13 protein-coding genes are annotated in these 16,858 nt (G+C 46.6%); 4 read left to right on the top strand and 9 right to left on the bottom strand.

Going from position 1 to position 16,858, the window contains the following annotated elements; genetic code table 11:
* The first annotated feature begins 9 nt into the window (after positions 1-9).
* Positions 10-1,641 (top strand): RagB/SusD family nutrient uptake outer membrane protein, encoded by a 1,632-nt coding sequence (locus DF182_RS18940; RefSeq protein WP_113617393.1) that lies wholly within the window; start codon positions 10-12, stop codon positions 1,639-1,641.
* A 486-nt stretch (positions 1,642-2,127) separates the two neighbouring features.
* On the opposite strand, the gene DF182_RS18935 is transcribed toward DF182_RS18940, so the two are convergent.
* The 3 genes from DF182_RS18935 to DF182_RS18925 are packed head-to-tail and all read right to left on the bottom strand — an operon-like array spanning position 2,128 to position 5,868.
* Positions 2,128-2,937: an alpha/beta hydrolase gene (locus DF182_RS18935; RefSeq protein ID WP_113619638.1), complete on the bottom strand. Its 810-nt coding sequence runs from the start codon at positions 2,935-2,937 to the stop codon at positions 2,128-2,130.
* Between the two features lie 5 nt (positions 2,938-2,942).
* Positions 2,943-5,267, bottom strand: coding sequence for a M1 family metallopeptidase (locus DF182_RS18930; RefSeq protein ID WP_113617392.1), 2,325 nt, complete (start codon positions 5,265-5,267; stop codon positions 2,943-2,945).
* A gap of 19 nt (positions 5,268-5,286) precedes the next feature.
* Complete coding sequence (locus tag DF182_RS18925) at positions 5,287-5,868, bottom strand: HupE/UreJ family protein (protein ID WP_113617391.1); 582 nt, start codon at positions 5,866-5,868, stop codon at positions 5,287-5,289.
* Between the two features lie 108 nt (positions 5,869-5,976).
* Here DF182_RS18925 and DF182_RS18920 point away from each other — a divergent pair, with 108 nt between their 5' ends.
* From DF182_RS18920 to DF182_RS18910, 3 genes are read left to right on the top strand one after another with little or no spacing between them, the layout of a single operon-like run.
* A complete protein-coding gene (locus DF182_RS18920) occupies positions 5,977-6,426 on the top strand; it encodes a DUF6702 family protein (RefSeq protein ID WP_245957487.1) in 450 nt (149 codons plus the stop codon).
* Between the two features lie 4 nt (positions 6,427-6,430).
* Positions 6,431-7,012 (top strand): zeta toxin family protein, encoded by a 582-nt coding sequence (locus tag DF182_RS18915; protein ID WP_113617389.1) that lies wholly within the window; start codon positions 6,431-6,433, stop codon positions 7,010-7,012.
* Positions 7,005-7,184: a hypothetical protein gene (locus DF182_RS18910; RefSeq protein ID WP_113617388.1), complete on the top strand. Its 180-nt coding sequence runs from the start codon at positions 7,005-7,007 to the stop codon at positions 7,182-7,184. The genes DF182_RS18915 and DF182_RS18910 overlap by 8 nt, the downstream gene beginning before the upstream one ends.
* A gap of 14 nt (positions 7,185-7,198) precedes the next feature.
* Here the strand turns inward: DF182_RS18910 and DF182_RS18905 are convergent, their stop codons facing one another.
* The 6 genes from DF182_RS18905 to DF182_RS18880 all read right to left on the bottom strand — a co-directional run bounded on the left by DF182_RS18905 (position 7,199) and on the right by DF182_RS18880 (position 16,783).
* Positions 7,199-7,972 carry a TIR domain-containing protein gene (locus DF182_RS18905; RefSeq protein ID WP_113617387.1) on the bottom strand — a complete coding sequence of 258 codons (774 nt, stop codon included), beginning with the start codon at positions 7,970-7,972 and terminating at the stop codon, positions 7,199-7,201.
* A 67-nt stretch (positions 7,973-8,039) separates the two neighbouring features.
* Positions 8,040-9,332, bottom strand: coding sequence for a phenylacetate--CoA ligase family protein (locus DF182_RS18900; protein ID WP_113617386.1), 1,293 nt, complete (start codon positions 9,330-9,332; stop codon positions 8,040-8,042).
* A 9-nt stretch (positions 9,333-9,341) separates the two neighbouring features.
* Entirely contained in the window at positions 9,342-9,716 is a 375-nt protein-coding gene (gene acpS, locus DF182_RS18895; RefSeq protein ID WP_113617385.1) for a holo-ACP synthase, read from the bottom strand.
* Positions 9,713-11,401 carry a C45 family autoproteolytic acyltransferase/hydolase gene (locus DF182_RS18890; protein WP_245957486.1) on the bottom strand — a complete coding sequence of 563 codons (1,689 nt, stop codon included), beginning with the start codon at positions 11,399-11,401 and terminating at the stop codon, positions 9,713-9,715. The genes acpS and DF182_RS18890 overlap by 4 nt, the downstream gene beginning before the upstream one ends.
* A 2-nt stretch (positions 11,402-11,403) precedes the next feature.
* The gene (locus DF182_RS18885; RefSeq protein WP_113617383.1) at positions 11,404-12,921 is read right to left on the bottom strand and encodes a phytoene desaturase family protein; all 1,518 of its coding nucleotides are present in this window, start codon (positions 12,919-12,921) and stop codon (positions 11,404-11,406) included.
* Positions 12,908-16,783 carry a trifunctional MMPL family transporter/lysophospholipid acyltransferase/class I SAM-dependent methyltransferase gene (locus tag DF182_RS18880; RefSeq protein ID WP_113617382.1) on the bottom strand — a complete coding sequence of 1,292 codons (3,876 nt, stop codon included), beginning with the start codon at positions 16,781-16,783 and terminating at the stop codon, positions 12,908-12,910. The genes DF182_RS18885 and DF182_RS18880 overlap by 14 nt, the downstream gene beginning before the upstream one ends.
* Positions 16,784-16,858 lie beyond the last annotated feature (75 nt).

The raw sequence follows: 16,858 nt of genomic DNA, 5'->3' as shown, positions 1-16,858 counted from the left end.
TCAACACAGATGAAAAAGCTCAGATTCAAACTATATAAGCCAGTAGCGGTCATCGCGCTGGCGGCTGGTATCCTTGGTCTTAATGCCTGTACCAAAAACTTCGAGGAATACAATACAGACAATACCGGGTTGACCGAAGACGCGCTGAGGCCAGACTTCAACTATATCGGTGGCTTCTTCCCACAGATACAGTCTTCCATCTATTTCAACTTCAACAACACGAACTCCGATTTTCAGCTGCAACAAAACCTGATGGGCGACGTGTACTCCGGTTATCTGATGCCGCCAAATAACTTCCGCGGTAACATCAATAACATGACCTATTCACTGGTAGATGACTGGAATGCTTCCGCCTTCAACCTGGCTTACAATAACGTGATGGCGCCTATCGCCGAAGTAAAAAGAAGAGGCGCACCGGCTAAAGCTCCTGAGTTCTGGGCCATCGCGCTGATCCTCAGGGTAGAAGCCATGCACCGGGTAACAGATATCTATGGTCCTATTCCTTACAGCTCTTATGGCAGTGGCGGAACTACTTCTGCCTACGACAAACAGGAAGATGTGTACACCCGCTTCTTTAAAGAGCTGGATACTGCTGTAACCTCACTGAATACGTATGTTGCCGCTAATCCGGGTGTTTCCCTCTTCAGCAAATTTGATATGCTGTATGGCGGTGATTACAAACAATGGATCAAGTTTGCCAACTCCCTTCGTCTGCGTCTGGCGATCCGTATCTCCAACGTAAATGCTGCCAAAGCAAAAGAAGAAGGTGAAAAAGCACTGGACCCTGCCAAAGGCGGCCTGCTGGAAGTTACCAGGGACAATGCCAATGTTTCCGGCTTCGGTTTGAAAAATCCGCTGTTCACTATCGTAACATCCTGGACAGACAACGCCATGAACGCCTCTATGGAGTCTATCCTGGTAGGATATAAAGACCCCCGCTTGCCTAAATATTTCGACCATGCTACCGCCTATCCCGGCACCTACAAAGGTATCCGTATCGGTAGCCAGGTGACCGCCAAACCAGACTATAACGGCTATTCCGTTCCTGCTAATGCGGAAACCAAAACATTCCGCGCCAACACTCCCATACAGCTGATGACTTCCGCAGAAGTATTCTTCCTGCGCGCAGAAGCGGCTCTGAGAGGATGGAACAACGCCGGAGGAACTCCTGGCGAACTGTATGAAAAAGGTATGAGGGCTTCTTTCGCCCAATGGGATGCCGCTCCGGCTGATGTTAATGCCTATGTAACAGACGACATCAGCAAACCAATTGATTACGTAGATCCCCGCAATGCGGCCAACAACTCCCCTGCGTTATCTAAAATCACCATCAAATGGAACGATGCCGGTGATTTCAACGAAAAACTGGAACGTATCATCACCCAGAAATGGATCGCTATGTATCCGGAAGGACAGGAAGCCTGGAGCGAATTCAGACGTACCGGCTATCCCAGACTGTTCCCTGTTGTAAATAACTTAAGCAACGGGACCATCAATACTGACATACAAATCAGAAGAATACCATTCCCCAACACAGAATATACTTCCAATAAAGCGGAAGTACAAAAAGCCATCCTGTTATTAGGCCCCAATCCTAAAGACGAAGGTGGTGTGAGACTCTGGTGGGACATACCTCACTGACTTTGTTGATATACTTATTTTGAATCGCGTGCATAAAAAAAAATGCCGGTCCTATCGAGGACCGGCTTTTTTTATGATAGTAAGTATGTTATCAATGTGTAACAATTACACATTAAAAAAAGTTAAAAAATATTTTATGGAGATGGTACTATCGGGGAGTTGATCCGACTCCTTTCCCGGGGATCAACAGACAGTTCGCAAAACCTATAGACTAACAACGTTAACGCACACACGATTCTGACTGCATGCTCATTGAAGACACGACGATAGTAATATCCATCTACGATGGGATAAAAGCAAATGATTTCGCTTAGCATTCAACTTAGGTCACATGAAAATAATCCGGCCGCCTGTAATCTTACCTCCGGCCGTCTTTTTCCCTTTGCGACAAACTTATTTTTCATAGATCAACAGGACATATTAGCAAGTTAAAAAGCCGTCCCGATCCCGGGACGGCTTCTTTATGCTGAATGTGACGGTTATTGTTTACTGAAAGAAACGATGGAAAAAGAGTAACTGATACTGTATCGAATTGGCCCAGTAATCCCAGTCGTGTTGCCCGGGACGTTCCGTATAGTCGTGATCGATACCTTTTTCGAGCAGTTTTTTATGCAGGTCGCGGTTCACGTCGATAAAGAAATCTTTTACACCACAATCAATAATCATGGGCAGGGTACCGGGTTTCAGCCTATCGAGCTGACCGATAACCGTATAACCGGTCCAGTTAGTACCGTCTACTCCCGGAGGGCCCAGTCTTTTGGCAATATCCCAGTTTTTGGGAAAAGGCCTTAAATCCACGCCACCACTTATACTGCCGGCTGCACCAAACACTTCCGGATGCCGGATGGCGAGGTACAACGCACCATGGCCGCCCATACTAAGCCCTGTAATAGCGCGATAACGCGGTTCTGGCAGGGTTTGGTAGTGCTGGTCAATATATGCCGGTATTTCTTTTCCTACATAGGTCTCAAACCGTATAGTGCTGTCTACCGGGCTATCAACATACCAGCTGCTGATCGCTCCATCCGGGCATACGATCATACATTGGTAGGTATCTGCCAGTTCCTTTACAGCAGGCACTTTACGAATCCAGTTGGCATAATTGCCACCATGGCCATGCAACAGGTACACCACCGGATAACGCCGGGTACCTTCCTTGTATGAAGCCGGTGTAATGACCACGCACCTGTAACTGCGGTGCATAGCTGCACTGGGAATGCTGATCGTATCAACATCCGCAGCGCGGACCATCTGCAGGAAGAACAAAAACAAGAAGACGGTGAGCGTGTGTTTCATCAACATTATTTATTAAGGGCTTTTTTCATCGGATTATCACCGGTGGACGCACCTCTTACGCCGGTAGCGCTTTTAAACATTTCGAACCGGGAAGGGCTTGCTTCACGCGGCCAGCTGTTATTGCTTTCGTCGATATCAGCTGTTTCGCGGAGCGGGTCCAGTTTCAGCGACACTACTTTTTTGTCTTTCGCAAATACTTTGGTGACCTGGTTTTCATTTTTTCGCCAGATATAAGCAGAGATACGGTCTGTTTCCTTAGTACCATCTGCAAATGTCCATTCCAGGATCAGCGGCATTACCAGTCCGCCTACGTTGGAAAAAGTCACTTCGTAGAAGTTCTTTTTGCTGTCGTACATCGCTTTTTCTTCAGGAGACAGGCTGCTGTAAAACTGCTCATAGGCAGCTTTGTCTTCGCTGGTCACTTCAAAGCGGTTCCATTTGCTGTAGAAATCCTGCAGGCTGGTGTCCTGGTCTACTACATATTTCATGCCTGCAGCTTTGTTGCGCTGACGGGCTACATGCTCCATATTTTTATCATAAGCGGCCTGCGCTGCCTTGTTGGTTTCAGCCGGATTTTTAGCGTCCATGCTGAACCATTTTACGCTGTCGATGGAGATATCAACCGGTTCGGTGGTAAAGAACCATCCACGCCAGAACCAGTCCAGGTCTACCGCAGAAGCATCTTCCATAGTACGGAAGAAATCTGCCGGGGTAGGATGTTTAAAGGCCCAGCGGCGGGCATATTCACGGAAAGCAAAATCAAACAGTTCGCGGCCCATTACGGTTTCACGCAGGATATTGAGGGCTGTGGCCGGTTTGGCATATGCATTAGGTCCAAACTGAATAATATTTTCAGAGTTGGTCATGATCGGTTCCAGCTGGTCTTTCGGCATTTTCATGTAGTCAACGATCTTATGTGCCGGACCACGGGAGGAAGGGAAGTTGCTGTCCCATTCCTGTTCAGCCATAAACTGACAGAAGGTGTTCAGCCCTTCATCCATCCAGGACCACTGCCTTTCGTCGGAGTTGACGATCATCGGGAAGAAGTTGTGGCCTACTTCGTGGGTGATCACGCCAATCATACCGTTTTTGGTAGCTTCGGAATAAGTACCGTCTTTATCGGCGCGGCCGTAGTTGAAGCAGATCATCGGGTATTCCATACCGTTGGCTGCTTCTACGGAGATGGCCACCGGATAAGGATACGGGATAGTATGTTGGGAGTAGGATTTTACAGTATGTGCCACCACTTTGGTAGAATAACGACGGTACAGCGGATAAGCTTCCGGACCATAGTAAGACATCGCCATCACCTTTTTGCCTTCTACGTTGGCAGGCATAGCGTCCCACACAAGGCGACGGGAAGAAACGAGGGCGAAGTCGCGTACGTTCTGTGCTTCATACACCCATGTTTTACGGGCGCCCGCCTTGCTCTGTAAGGCTTTTTTAGCATCGTCCAGTGTTACTACTTCCACGGGCTCTTTTGAGCTCTGTGCCTGCTGCCAGCGCTGGAACTGTGCAGGGGACAGCATTTCCTTATAGTTCTGGCATTCGCCGGTAGCACCTACCACATGGTCGGCGGGTACGGTAAAGCGTACACGGAAATTGCCGAAAGTGAGGGCAAATTCACCTCTGCCGGTGAACTGTTTATTCTGCCATCCCTGGAAATCGGAATACACGGCCATGCGTGGATACCATTGTGTGATGGTATAGAGATAGTTTTTGTCTTCCGGGAAATATTCATAACCACCACGGCCACCGGTGGTCATACGGTCAGACAGGTTGTACCACCATTCTATCTTGAAGCGGTATTTTTCTCCCGGCATCAGGGTTTTAGGCAGGTCTATCCGCATCATCGTCTGATTGATGGTATAAGGCAGTACTTTACCATCCGCATCAGTCACTTTCACGATTTTAACGCCCAGATCGCCGGTAGGTGGCAGGATACTGTTGATTTCTTTCAGCGTCATTTTATCAGACATCTTACTACCGTCGAAGCTGCGGTTATCGCTTTTCGGGTCATGCTCGTTCTCATCCAGCTGCAGCCAGAGGTAGGTAAGCGGGTCCGGAGAATTATTAAAGTAGGTGATGGTTTCTGCACCGGTCAGTTTCTGTTTGGCATCATCCAGTTCGGCCGCTATTTCATAATCGGCGCGTTGTTGCCAGTATTTAGGCCCCGGCGCTCCGGAAGCGGAGCGGTACATATTGGGCGTCTGCAGCATGGTTCCCAGCTGTTCGAAGCGGTTACCATGGTTGGACCCCGGGTTGTTTTGTGCATGCAGTGTAAAGGCAGTACTGCATAAAATACCAAGGAGGTACAGATTTTTTCTCATAAACGGATTTAGATTTCAATTATTTCAATAGCTCTCTTACGCCCTGGACAACCATGAGAAAGGCAATACCAAAGGTAGCAGAAGATAAAAACATATTCCAGTCGCGGCGGCTTACCCGCCCGATGTTGACAATCGTCCCTGACAGCAGCATCACTATGGCCACAATGAGCAGCTGCCCGAATTCCAGGCCGATGTTAAAACCCAGCAGCGGCTGCACGATATTGGCCTGTGTGCCCAGCAGGCTTTTCAGATAATTGGAAAAACCCAATCCATGGATCAGGCCGAAGAACAAAGCATAGAAGTAGTTGAGCTGCAGGTTCTGCGGCTCCTCATCTTTTCTCAGAATGTTGGATAATGCTGTGATACAGATGGTCACCGGAATCAGAAACTCCACCAGGGAACTGGATATCCTGATAATGTGTAATACACTTAAAGCCAGCGTAATAGAATGTCCTATGGTGAAGGCAGTCACTAAAACCAGCAGTTTTTTCCATTCTTTCATCAGGTAAATCGCACTCAGGGCAATCACAAAAAGAATATGATCATAACCTTCCCAATTGAGAATATGTTGCCATCCCAGCTCAAAATACAACGCGTCCATTGCCCTACTTTTATCTAAATTTGGTAATTATAGAAACTAAAAATTAATTTTCCCAAAAAAATTAGTCTAGTGGGGTTATTATTATGTAAATGGTGGACAATAGCCTGCATGGCCATTCTACACCCGTTCTATGTGAGTGTTACCGAGATTACACACAATGCAGCCAAAAAGGAACTGGAAGTCAGCTGCCGTATTTTCACCGACGACCTTGAAAATACGCTGAAAGCGCAATACAACACTACCTTTGATATCACCAAACCTGCCAACCGGCAGCAGGTAGATAAACTCATCGCCGACTACCTCTCCCATCACCTTCAGCTGACACTCGACGGGAAGCCTGTACCCCTGCGCTTTCTGGGCTATAAGATTGAAGAAGATGCCGTATGGAGTTTCCTGGAAGCAGATAATGTTTCCGCCCCCAAAAAGGTGATGATCAAAAATGATATCCTGTATAGACAACATCCCAACCAGATCAATATGGTCCATGTGATCGTTGGCGGGAAAAGGAAAAGTACCAAGTTGGATAATCCGAAAGCAGATGCTTTAATAGAATTCTGATTATATGCCGAATCTTTATATCATATCAGGTTGTAATGGTGCAGGTAAAACTACCGCCAGTTTTACCATACTACCGGAGATATTGCATTGCAGGGAGTTTGTGAATGCAGACAATATCGCTGCAGGTCTGTCTCCCTTTAATCCGGAAAAAGTAGCAGTGGAAGCCGGAAAGCTTATGCTCAAAAGGATTCATCAACTACTGGAAGAAAAAGAGGATTTTGCATTTGAGACAACACTGGCGACGAGAAGTTATAAGTCACTGGTAGAAAAAGCGAAAAAAGCCGGGTATAAGGTAGTGTTGCTGTATTTCTGGCTTAGTTCGCCCGAAGTCGCCAGAAAAAGAGTAGATGAAAGAGTAGAAAACGGCGGACATAATATTCCCACAGAGATAATCGAACGCCGATATTACCGGGGAATACATAACCTGATAAACATATATATTCCAATATGTTATGAATGGAGTGTCATAAACAGCATGACATCTGAACCTGCAATAATTGCTTCCGGATTTGGAGAAGGTGAAAAACTCGTGATTAATACCGATATTTGGGGTATAATTTTACAACAAAGCAAAATCAATGACTAACAAGCAAAAAGAGTTACTGGCATTTTCTGAAAAGATTCAGCAAGGTGTGCAAAAGGCTGTCAGAAAACTGGTAGAAGCCAGAGCCGCCAGTAATAAAGATCTGGTTATTGGAGATCTAAAAGGACATGCCCACAGAGTGCCTGCTAAAGACTTATTGCGCTCATCCAAATGACCAACTCAAAATCTTTAAAAGGGTAAGTCATCACCATTATCTACCAATCTCCCATTCTTATTTTTACTTATCCTAGAAATAGAATGAAGCTTTTCTTCATTCTGCAATAAGTAGTTTATTCCATCTTGTGTAATTGTGTATGAATAGTATTCATATCCGTCATTTTCGCTGCTGTTACGTTTTTGGACAAACCCCATGCTTTCCAGCTTAATAGAAGAGAGATCTACAAAACTTTCCTGAATATCAAGCTCCCTTTTTATATCCCATAATCGGAATCCTCCTGAAAAAGAAGTATGAGTCGATAATAACTTGGCTAAAACTCGAAAATCCACGTCGGTAAAGGTCATAACTGATTCTTTAACTGTTGTTTCCTTTGCTCCCAACGACTTAATATCTAATAGTCCAAGTTTGGAAATTTCTTTCTTTATTAGGCTACAGGCCAAATTCAAGGCAGAACTTAGATCTCCATCCGATCTATTTGATTCATAGTCTGTAGTTGTTAGCCCTAATAAATCAGTAGGAAAATGTAACTCAACATTTCTCGGCTTTACTATATAGCACCTAGCTTTACCTATAGTTCCAATAAAAAGTCCAAGCTCAAAAATCACATTATCTCTAACAACTTTTGTTTCCTTATTCCTCTTTAAAATCAGATCATCAGGAGAGAAAATAAATACAGCGAAGTCTACTTGCGATGCTTTGTTAATTAAAGAATCAATTGTGTTATTAGATAAATCGGTAAGGATATTCTTTTTTACCAAAGCCGCAAACGAGGTATGGTGCAGCACCTATAAAAACAGGGCTGACCAAAAATGGCCAGCCCTTGTTCTTTACTATCGAAAATACAAAATAGCCTTAATTTCTGTTGTCTACAAACTTCACGGGTTTCCTGCTGTTCTCTGGGAATTGCATCCGTATGATGTCCTGCTGGCCGCAGTATTTCACCTGTGGTATTACTCTCAGTTTGGCCTGGAGATAGGATTTTATTTTTCTGTCCATCTCTTCTGATTCTTCTGTAGGCCAGAGGTGTAGCAGGATTTCATCGGTGCCCAGTTCGTTGGAATACACTTCTACTACAAACTCTTTCACTTCTTCCATATCGTTGAGCAGGTCGAATAATGCAGGTGGATACAGGGTGGTACCTTTGTATTTGATCATCTGTTTTTTCCGGCCGATAACAGGTGACAACCGCAGTGTATGGCGGCCGCAGCTGCAGATATCCTGGTGGTACTGACAGATGTCTCCTGTTTTGTAGCGCAGCAGCGGCATTCCTTCCACGCCCAGGGTGGTGATGGTCACTTCACCTTCTTCACCGGGAGCTACAGGCTGATTGTTTTCATCCAGCAGCTCTACATACAACAGTTCAGGGTGATGGTGTCCGCCACGGCCTTCCTTACATTCGGTAAAGGCGGTCTGCATCTCTGTGGATGCGTAGGTGGAATACAGTTGTATATTCCATTGCTCTGTGATTTTTTTACCCAGTACGTTGAGAGAAAAATCTGTGTTACGGATATTTTCACCGATGCAAACGGCTTTCCTCACAGAAGTTTCATTGATATCGATATGATGTTCTTTCGCGTAGGCGATCAGCTTTACGATAAAGGAAGGTACACCTACGATGGTAGTGGGTTTGATGCGTTTGATGTTCTCCCACTGCATGCTGGGCACGCCGGGGCCTACACGCAGTACGCCGGCACCCAGTTTGCGGATACCGTTGTAATAGGCCATACCGGCCATAAACTGCCGGTCGAGGGTAAGCATCAGCTGGTAAATATCATTTTCTGTTCCATCTGCGCAGCAGAAGGAAATGTATTCGTTGTAGCTAAGCCTTTGCAGGTCTTTTTCTGTGAGTGCGATGATCACAGGACGTCCCAGCGTACCGGAGGTAGTGGTATATTCCGCGATCCGGCTTTTATCCACACAGAGGAACTCCCAGTTGTGTTCCTGCAGTTCTTCTTTTGTTACAGGTGGTATCTGGGTGAAATCTTCCAGGGTGCGCACCTGATCGGGCCGGATATCATGTTTCTTAAACCACGACCGGTAAAAGGGAGAAAACTCACGCAGATAACCTAATAACCGCATAACTTCCTTTTCCTGGAATGCTTTGATATCTGTCTGTGATTGAAGTTCAATATCCGGGATGTACATATGTAATCTTTAGTTTTCGAGAATCACCATTGCCACAGCCGCATTTTTTTCGTGTGACAATGACACCCATATTTTTTTTACACCCAACGATGCGAATCTGTCGTTATGTGCCAGTAGAAACAGTTCCGGCCGGCCAGCAGCATCATTGCGTATTTCTATTTCGTTGAAGTTGACACCACCATTACCCCAGCCGGTGCCCAACGCTTTCAGGAAGGCTTCTTTGGCGGCAAAACGGGCTGCATAACTCTCTCCCGGAGCAGCCTGCTGCTCACAGTAGGTAATCTCCAGCGGTGTAAACACCAGCTCGCGGAAACCTTTTCCCTTAGCCACTTTGTCTGTTATGCGGGCTACATCTGTAATATCGGTGCCTATGCCAACAATCATTGTTTGCTGAGTTTAGCGTTACATTTTTCCAGCTGTTTGCGGATATGTGTTTCTTCTCCTTTGGTGGCGATCACTTTGGTGAGGGCCGTTTCATAGTATTGTCTGGCCTGGGTATAGTTACCACGTTTGAAGTGGTAATCACCGGCCAGTACATAAGTATGATAAAATTCCGGATTGGAAGCTACCAGCGCTTTCGTGTCAATATCTTTACCATCCTGCATTTTCGCTTTCAGCTGACGGAACACCTGAAATGAAGCGTAATCTTTTGTCAGCAGGAAAGAATCAGCAGGCACATTTTGCACACTGTCATACACTTCATGATCGCTATCGAGGCCATGCATGCTGAAGATCTTGTTGAGATCGTAGGCTACAAACTGCCCCAGCTGCCAAGGTGCGGCGGATACCCATACCATTCGTTTCTTCGGCTCAAATACAATGGCATGGTGTGCGATGAACTGGTTGATAGCTTTTTCATTGCCCAGCCCTATATCGGCGCCATGCAACCCTTTACGGTCGCGGAGAATGCTGATTGTTTTCTGTACGGTATTCGGACCTTTTTCTTTCAGTAACTCATTCAGCCGCTCATAGCGGTACTCGGAAGCGCTCTCGCTGATCTGCAATTTATTGGAAGCCAGACTGCCCAGTGAATCGCCCTGGAAGTGGTTGGTACAGGTGATAAAGCTCTTTTGGGGATCATAGAGGTCCATACCTTCCGGTGTTTTCTCTATCACCACTGCTTTGTTATCTGCTGCAGAACCGATGAGGAAAGACTCTGAAACGAACATTTTGCGTTTCTTAGCGATATCCCAGGCCTGCTGTATGTTGCCGGCATATTGTAATATCTCTCTGGCCACCAGCGAAACAGGTGTTGCGGCGCCGGAAGGCACACTGGTTTTAGCTGCGTTGATGGTGACGGTCAGGCCTTTATCATTCATGCCGGAAACCACACCGGTGAAGCCTCCCCAGGTAACGAACATAAAGTTGTTCCCTTTATCAGGATGATAAAACACCACCATTTTATCTTCTGCAAACTGATCACCCATGTAGAAGTCAAAGTTGCGGCCGATGATCAGGTTGCTGTCTGCTGACTGATCATTCCAGGTACCAAAGGACGTACAACCTACCAGCATCATACCTTGCAGCGCGTGACCTATATCATGGGCGCCGTGGTAGTTCATCAGCCTTTCGTAGTTACTGCCGATATAGTCGTAACCGTTAGCCGCAGAAAAAGATTCTCCATAAATCTCTTCTTTAAACTCTTCCGCTACATGATTGGAGAGATCGCGGTTAAACCAGCCGATGAAATATTTCAGAAAATGAAGATAGAAAGTAGAAGGGATCATTTTTTTGATCTGTCCTACAAAAACATCTTCCTGATGACGGATCAGCTCTCCGGACAATTTGCCGTTGATAACGCCTCTTTCAAAAGGTGCTCCTTCCACATACATTTCGTAGAGGCCGCTATTGCTTTTACGGAACCAGCTGTTGCCGATGGTCCAGGCGGTGCTGTCCAGCTGTTTGCGCTGAAGCTGCAGGGCAGACTGGTCGGCGATCACCGGAGGCGTCATACGGCTTACAGACACCAGATAGATGGCCAGTGCGATAAACAGTACCAGGATGGTGCCCAGGCAATACAATAGTACCCGTCCCAACTTACGCCATCCGCTTCTTTTTTTCTTTTCCACTTTTATTTAAGTATTGACTGATTAATTTCATCTACCAGGAATTCCATTCCCAATAGTTCTGCTGAAGTGATCACACTGCTCATGGTGACCCCTAAAATACCATGCAAGTTCAGGTTTTGCCCCGTAAGATACAAATTAGACAGCCGGGTACGGGCCGAAACTATGGTCCGCAGCGGATCTGTATTATCTTTCAGGATACCGTACATGCTGCCGTCGCCGGTACCGATATAATCGCGGTAAGAGAGTGGTGTTGCCACATAGTACGACTGCACACAATTCCGGAATCCCGGGAATTTTTTCTCCACACAATCAATGAGCTGTTCGGCTTTCTGTATTTTAAATGCTTCGTAGTCTTCGCCTCTGCTGGCTTCCTTTTGTTCTGTATTAAACGTATGTTGCCAGGGAGCCAGCTCATCATAACGCATATACGTCATGATCGACAGGCTGTCGGCATAAGTTTCATGCCGGGAGCTGGCAGATACATACATGGCGTAGGTTTGCGGCCAGTCGGCGGCGGTATAGTGAATACCGGCCCAGGCATCATCTGTGGCATGGTAATAATAGTTGTGGTTGATATACCGGAAGGTACCAGGTTTCAATACCACATTGAGTACAAAACCGCCACAGGAATTTTCCAGGCTCTGCATCCGGGAGCGATAAGCGCCGCGTATCATCTCACTTTCTGTCATCGCTGTGGTTTGTGCAGGATGCAGGTTGGAAATAAAATGGCTGGCATACACCTTTTCTCCGTTTTCGAGTACAATATGATCTACCCGGTCACCCTGACCTACAATCCTTTCCACTTGTGTATTACGCACTATTTCACCACCGTTTTCCGTGATCTGGCGGCACAACAGGCGGGCTATCTGCGATCCGCCGTCTACACATTTCCAGGAGCTGTGCATATAACTGTTTAACACCAACGCATGTACGTAGAAAGGCGTTTTCTCCTTCACACCGGCATATAACAGGTTGTTGCCTGCCAACACCTGCTGCAGACGGGTATTGGAAGTAATACTTTCCAGCACTTCCGCAGCGTTGAGGTGCAATACACTTTGTTTTTCTTCATAATTCCCTACCCGCAGGTTATATAGGGGGAATTTGCTGCATACTTCACTAACCTTGTCACAATAGGCATGCAGGGCCTCTTCTTCTTCGGGGAAATCAGCCAGCAGGGTGCGGATGAAATGGTCCCTGCCTTGTGCGATGCGGTATACCTTATCTTCTGCACCGAAATTGATATGATCAAAACCGTCCGTATCCATTCTTTTCAGCTTCAGCTTATCGAGGATACCCACATATTTGAATACCTTATGCAGATTTTCGCCTTCTCCAAGTCCTCCGATATAGTGTACTCCGGAATCGAAAATGACTTTATCACGGGAAAAAGTCTGAAGGCAACCACCAGGTTGACGGTTCTTTTCGTATATGCGTACCCTGTATCCGTTCCGGCTCAGGATTGCACCGCATACCAGGCCACCGAGGCCGCTACCAATGATGATGACATCATAGTTGTGCATAATTTTTTTGGGGAGATTTTTTAATAACAAATATTATGTTGGATGTGTACCGGGTGTTGTCTATCTCTTCCGCTACCGCACCATATTTGCTAACCATACTCCGCACATGCGAAGCAGATAAAAACGACAACTGCCTGTTCTTCGTCTTATTAAATCCTATTACCCGGGTAGATAAAAATTCACTGAATCGGGTGCCTTCATGCCGCTGCTTTTTGTCACTGTCGCCATCGCGTACGATGATCACACCGTTGGGCTCCAGGCCCTCGATGCATTGCTGCAACAGCTGCTCCTGCTCTTCCGGTTGCAGATAATGCAACACATCACTCAAAATAAAGGCATCGTATTTTTTAAAAGGCGTATCAGAGATATCCCCATGTATAAACTGAAGATTATCTGGTTTACCACAACCATGCGCTGCTGTGGCTATTTTATCTTCATCATAGTCCACACCGGTAATCTGTCTGCCGGGGGCTGCATAACTGAGCATATAGTCCATAAAACCGTAGCCGCAGCCCAGGTCCAGTATGCGGCCTTCCTGAGGCAACAACTGATGAAACAGCTCATAATTGCCTTCCAGACTGGTTTTTACGCGCATATACCATTCCAGCACAGGACCTTTGTAGATGAAGTTGTATTTCAACTGCTCCCTGAAATAAACAGGTACCTCTATTTCCTGACGCAGCAGTTCGTATTGTTGTTTGAAATAACGGCTGATGGATTTCGTACGGGCGCTGTAGTTATCTCCCCAGGAAGTATCCTGCAGCGTAATACGCGGCAGGTATTTTACGGTTATCTGTCCGTCTTTCAGCAAGAAGTCGCCTTTAGTCATCGTATAGGCGGTACCGTGAATAATCACCGGTAATATGTCCAGCCCCAGCTCTTCTGCAATATAAAAAGCCCCTTTATGGAAGCGTTTGATCGTAGTATCTGGTGATCTGGTGCCTTCCGGATATACCACAATGGAATATCCTTCTGCTACCTTTTCTCTGAGTTTTTCGATGGCCCCTTCGGCACCATCAGCCACCGGATAATAGTCTGCCAGCCGCACTACTGCGCCAAATACGGGCGAACGCCATACCCACTGGTTAGTCAGCAGGATCACCTTCGGATTCAGCATCGTAGATACCAGAATGTCCAGGAAAGACTGGTGATTGCTGATGATCACGGCGGGCTTTTCCAGCTGCTCATTATCCGGGTTGATAATCCGCTTTTTCACATTGCCCATGATGTACAACACGCTCCGGGTATAGGCCGATAAAATGCGGTGATACAGCAGCTTGCCTTTGGTTTTATTAAAAGGATTGATCTTTATCAGACAGTAACCCACGACTGTCATGATGAGGCATCCAACTGTAAAATACATAAAGGAAAACACCGACAACACCAGTCCTTTACAGGTCCAGGGGGCATAACCCTTTTTCACTCTGTTAGTGATCAACCAGTTGAACAACACCGGTATCATCACCTGAGAAATCAATACCACCGTACTGATGCCAATGATGGAGATCAGGGCGATAGACTGTAGGGATGGATGTTTGGCGAAGATGAGCACACCGAGTCCGAGGACAGTGGTGATAGCAGACAGGAAGATGGAGGATTTGAAAGATGACAAGGTCTTTTTGCCTGTCTTGTATTCCTGCAACAGCCCGTCCATCATAAATATGCTGTAGTCATCTCCCAACCCAAAAATAAAAGTGGAAAGGATGATGTTGACAATATTAAACTTGATCCCGAAAAGCCCCATAATACCCAATATCCAAATCCAGCTGATGGCCATCGGCACAAAAGTGATGAGGGCCAGTTCCAGCCTGCCATAAGAAAGCAGCAGGGCTGTAAATACCAGCAGGGAAGTCATCCAGGCGATGCTGTTGAATTCTTCTCTGATCACTTCCACCAGGCGGTTGGCAGCATATTGTTTATCCAGCACCGTAGTATGTCCGAATTTTTCAAAGGCGGCATATACCGCCTGCTTATGGTCGGGATCTACTTTCAGCAGTGTAACAATCGCTGTCTTACCATTTTTTTGTATGATAAAATCGCCCAAAGTGCCATTGCGAATGGTCTGTAATGCATCGGGGGAAATCTTTTCAAAAGGATGCTGCAACAGTTCATCAAAGCGGTTAAAAGCCGTAGCACTGAAACCCACTGCCGGACCGTTACTCCGCAGCCAGTTCATCAGCTGTGTTTTCTTTTCCGGCGTCCAGTAATGATTCCAGCGGTCTATGCGGGCCTGTTGTTCTTTGACAGATAACAGTAACGCCTGTACGCCGGCATACTTTTTCACAACGCCGGCAGCCTGCAACTCATGAATGGCGGGCATCAGCTGCTCACCATTTTCAAGGGCTGATTCCAGGTTGGCGCCGTCTGTCACTACATATACAGAACGCGCTGTATAGGAATTGATAGAGTTAAGATGTTCTTCTGCCGCCTTCAGCTTGGGAGACATAAAATTCATCCGCATCATATCACTTTCGAATGATACGTTGCGGGCAGTGAAGAAAAATACGATGGTCAGCAGGAAGATGGCGCCCACCAGATATTTGTTTTTCTCCGGTTTCAGGGCCGAGAAGCGGTCCAACCAGTTATCGTGATGAGTATGTGGCTGCTCAGCATTTTTGCCTAATACAATCCAATGTGGTAAAAAGATGAGAGAGAACAGTGCCGCGCCTACCAGGCAGAGAGCGGCAAACAGCCCTACATCCTGCAGCATGGGCGAATGTACAAACTGCAGGCAGAGGAAACCACCTACAGTAGTAAAACTTCCCAGTGTCATGGGCGTAGCCAGATCAGCGATCACTTCCCGGATATCAGGAGAATGCCGGTAGTGGTTAAACACGTGCAGGGAGTAGTTGACAGCGATGCCCAGCACCACCGCCCCTGCGCCCAGCGCCATTACTGCAATATGTCCTTTGATCAGGTAGATGCAGGCCAGGGAGAAAAGTCCTCCGAAAGCCACCGGCAACATCACCAGCAGGGGTGCACGTTTTTTCCGGAAAAACAACGCGATAAGCGCTACCAGCAATACCACGGTGATACCTTGTGTAAGCAGGGTGTCCTGCCGCAGCTGGGTGGCGTTGCCGGCAGAAACAGCGGTACCGCCGAAATAGCGGACACTGATATCAGGATACTGAGCGGCCAGACTGTCTTTAATATGGTCGAGGCCCTGCAGGAATTTAGCGTTTATCTTCGTCGCACCTGGCGGATTGGCCGGGGTAATAAATATCATCAGATGACGATGATCTTTCGTCATCACATAACTGTCGTATAATTCAAACTGATCATCATACTGCAGGTGTTGCAGTTTTTTTACGCCTATCCAGGAGATGCCCACCGGGTCGGCCTGTATCATCTTTTTTAATACCAGGCCTGCAGGAGATATCAGCGTATTATAATCATATTGCAGGGATTGTTGTAATTGTGCAGGTGTGATCAGACTGTCTATTTTGGCATAGTCGCCAGCTTCCAGGAAAACGGGCAGATGGTCCTGTATCACCTGCATCAGCCCCATGACCATCGTATCATTTGCCTGGCCCTGTATCTCGTGGATATAAGGTGACAACTGGCTTCCGGCACTGCTGATCAGAGAGGAAGCGCAGGCCGTAAGACTGTCGGGCACCGGCGCATGGGTAGTATCTTTCTGCGAAAGGGTGACTACCAGCTTATCAGCAAACCGGGAGTCCTGGAAGACCTGCTGCAGTTTGTCCAGTTTCTTATCCTGGGGTAAAATCTTAGTGATATCTTCTTCCAGCCTGATACGCGATGCTAAAAAGCCAACCAGCGCAAAACTCACGAGGGTACAACACCACAGCGCGGTTTTATGCCGGTCAAAAAAGTTATAGATCGCTACGAAAAGACTGCTCATATTAATTTCAATTACGAATTACGGATTACGAATTACGAACTATGAATTACTCATTCGTAATTCATCATCCGTAAT

This window comes from Chitinophaga flava (assembly GCF_003308995.1).
In the GTDB taxonomy this organism is placed as follows: domain Bacteria; phylum Bacteroidota; class Bacteroidia; order Chitinophagales; family Chitinophagaceae; genus Chitinophaga; species Chitinophaga flava.
The sequence above is the reverse complement of the archived record's forward strand: the minus strand, read 5'-3'. Positions and strand labels throughout refer to the sequence as shown.

Bases quoted from the DNA above. Each gene is read 5' to 3' on its own strand.
- DF182_RS18935 (WP_113619638.1), bottom strand. From the start codon at position 2,937: ATGAAACACACGCTCACCGTCTTCTTGTTTTTGTTCTTCCTGCAGATG.
- DF182_RS18930 (WP_113617392.1), bottom strand. From the start codon at position 5,267: ATGAGAAAAAATCTGTACCTCCTTGGTATTTTATGCAGTACTGCCTTT.
- DF182_RS18915 (WP_113617389.1), top strand. From the start codon at position 6,431: ATGCCGAATCTTTATATCATATCAGGTTGTAATGGTGCAGGTAAAACT.
- DF182_RS18880 (WP_113617382.1), bottom strand. From the start codon at position 16,783: ATGAGCAGTCTTTTCGTAGCGATCTATAACTTTTTTGACCGGCATAAA.
- acpS (WP_113617385.1), bottom strand. From the start codon at position 9,716: ATGATTGTTGGCATAGGCACCGATATTACAGATGTAGCCCGCATAACA.
- DF182_RS18920 (WP_245957487.1), top strand. From the start codon at position 5,977: ATGGCCATTCTACACCCGTTCTATGTGAGTGTTACCGAGATTACACAC.
- DF182_RS18910 (WP_113617388.1), top strand. From the start codon at position 7,005: ATGACTAACAAGCAAAAAGAGTTACTGGCATTTTCTGAAAAGATTCAG.
- DF182_RS18925 (WP_113617391.1), bottom strand. From the start codon at position 5,868: ATGGACGCGTTGTATTTTGAGCTGGGATGGCAACATATTCTCAATTGG.
- DF182_RS18900 (WP_113617386.1), bottom strand. From the start codon at position 9,332: ATGTACATCCCGGATATTGAACTTCAATCACAGACAGATATCAAAGCA.
- DF182_RS18940 (WP_113617393.1), top strand. From the start codon at position 10: ATGAAAAAGCTCAGATTCAAACTATATAAGCCAGTAGCGGTCATCGCG.
- DF182_RS18885 (WP_113617383.1), bottom strand. From the start codon at position 12,921: ATGCACAACTATGATGTCATCATCATTGGTAGCGGCCTCGGTGGCCTG.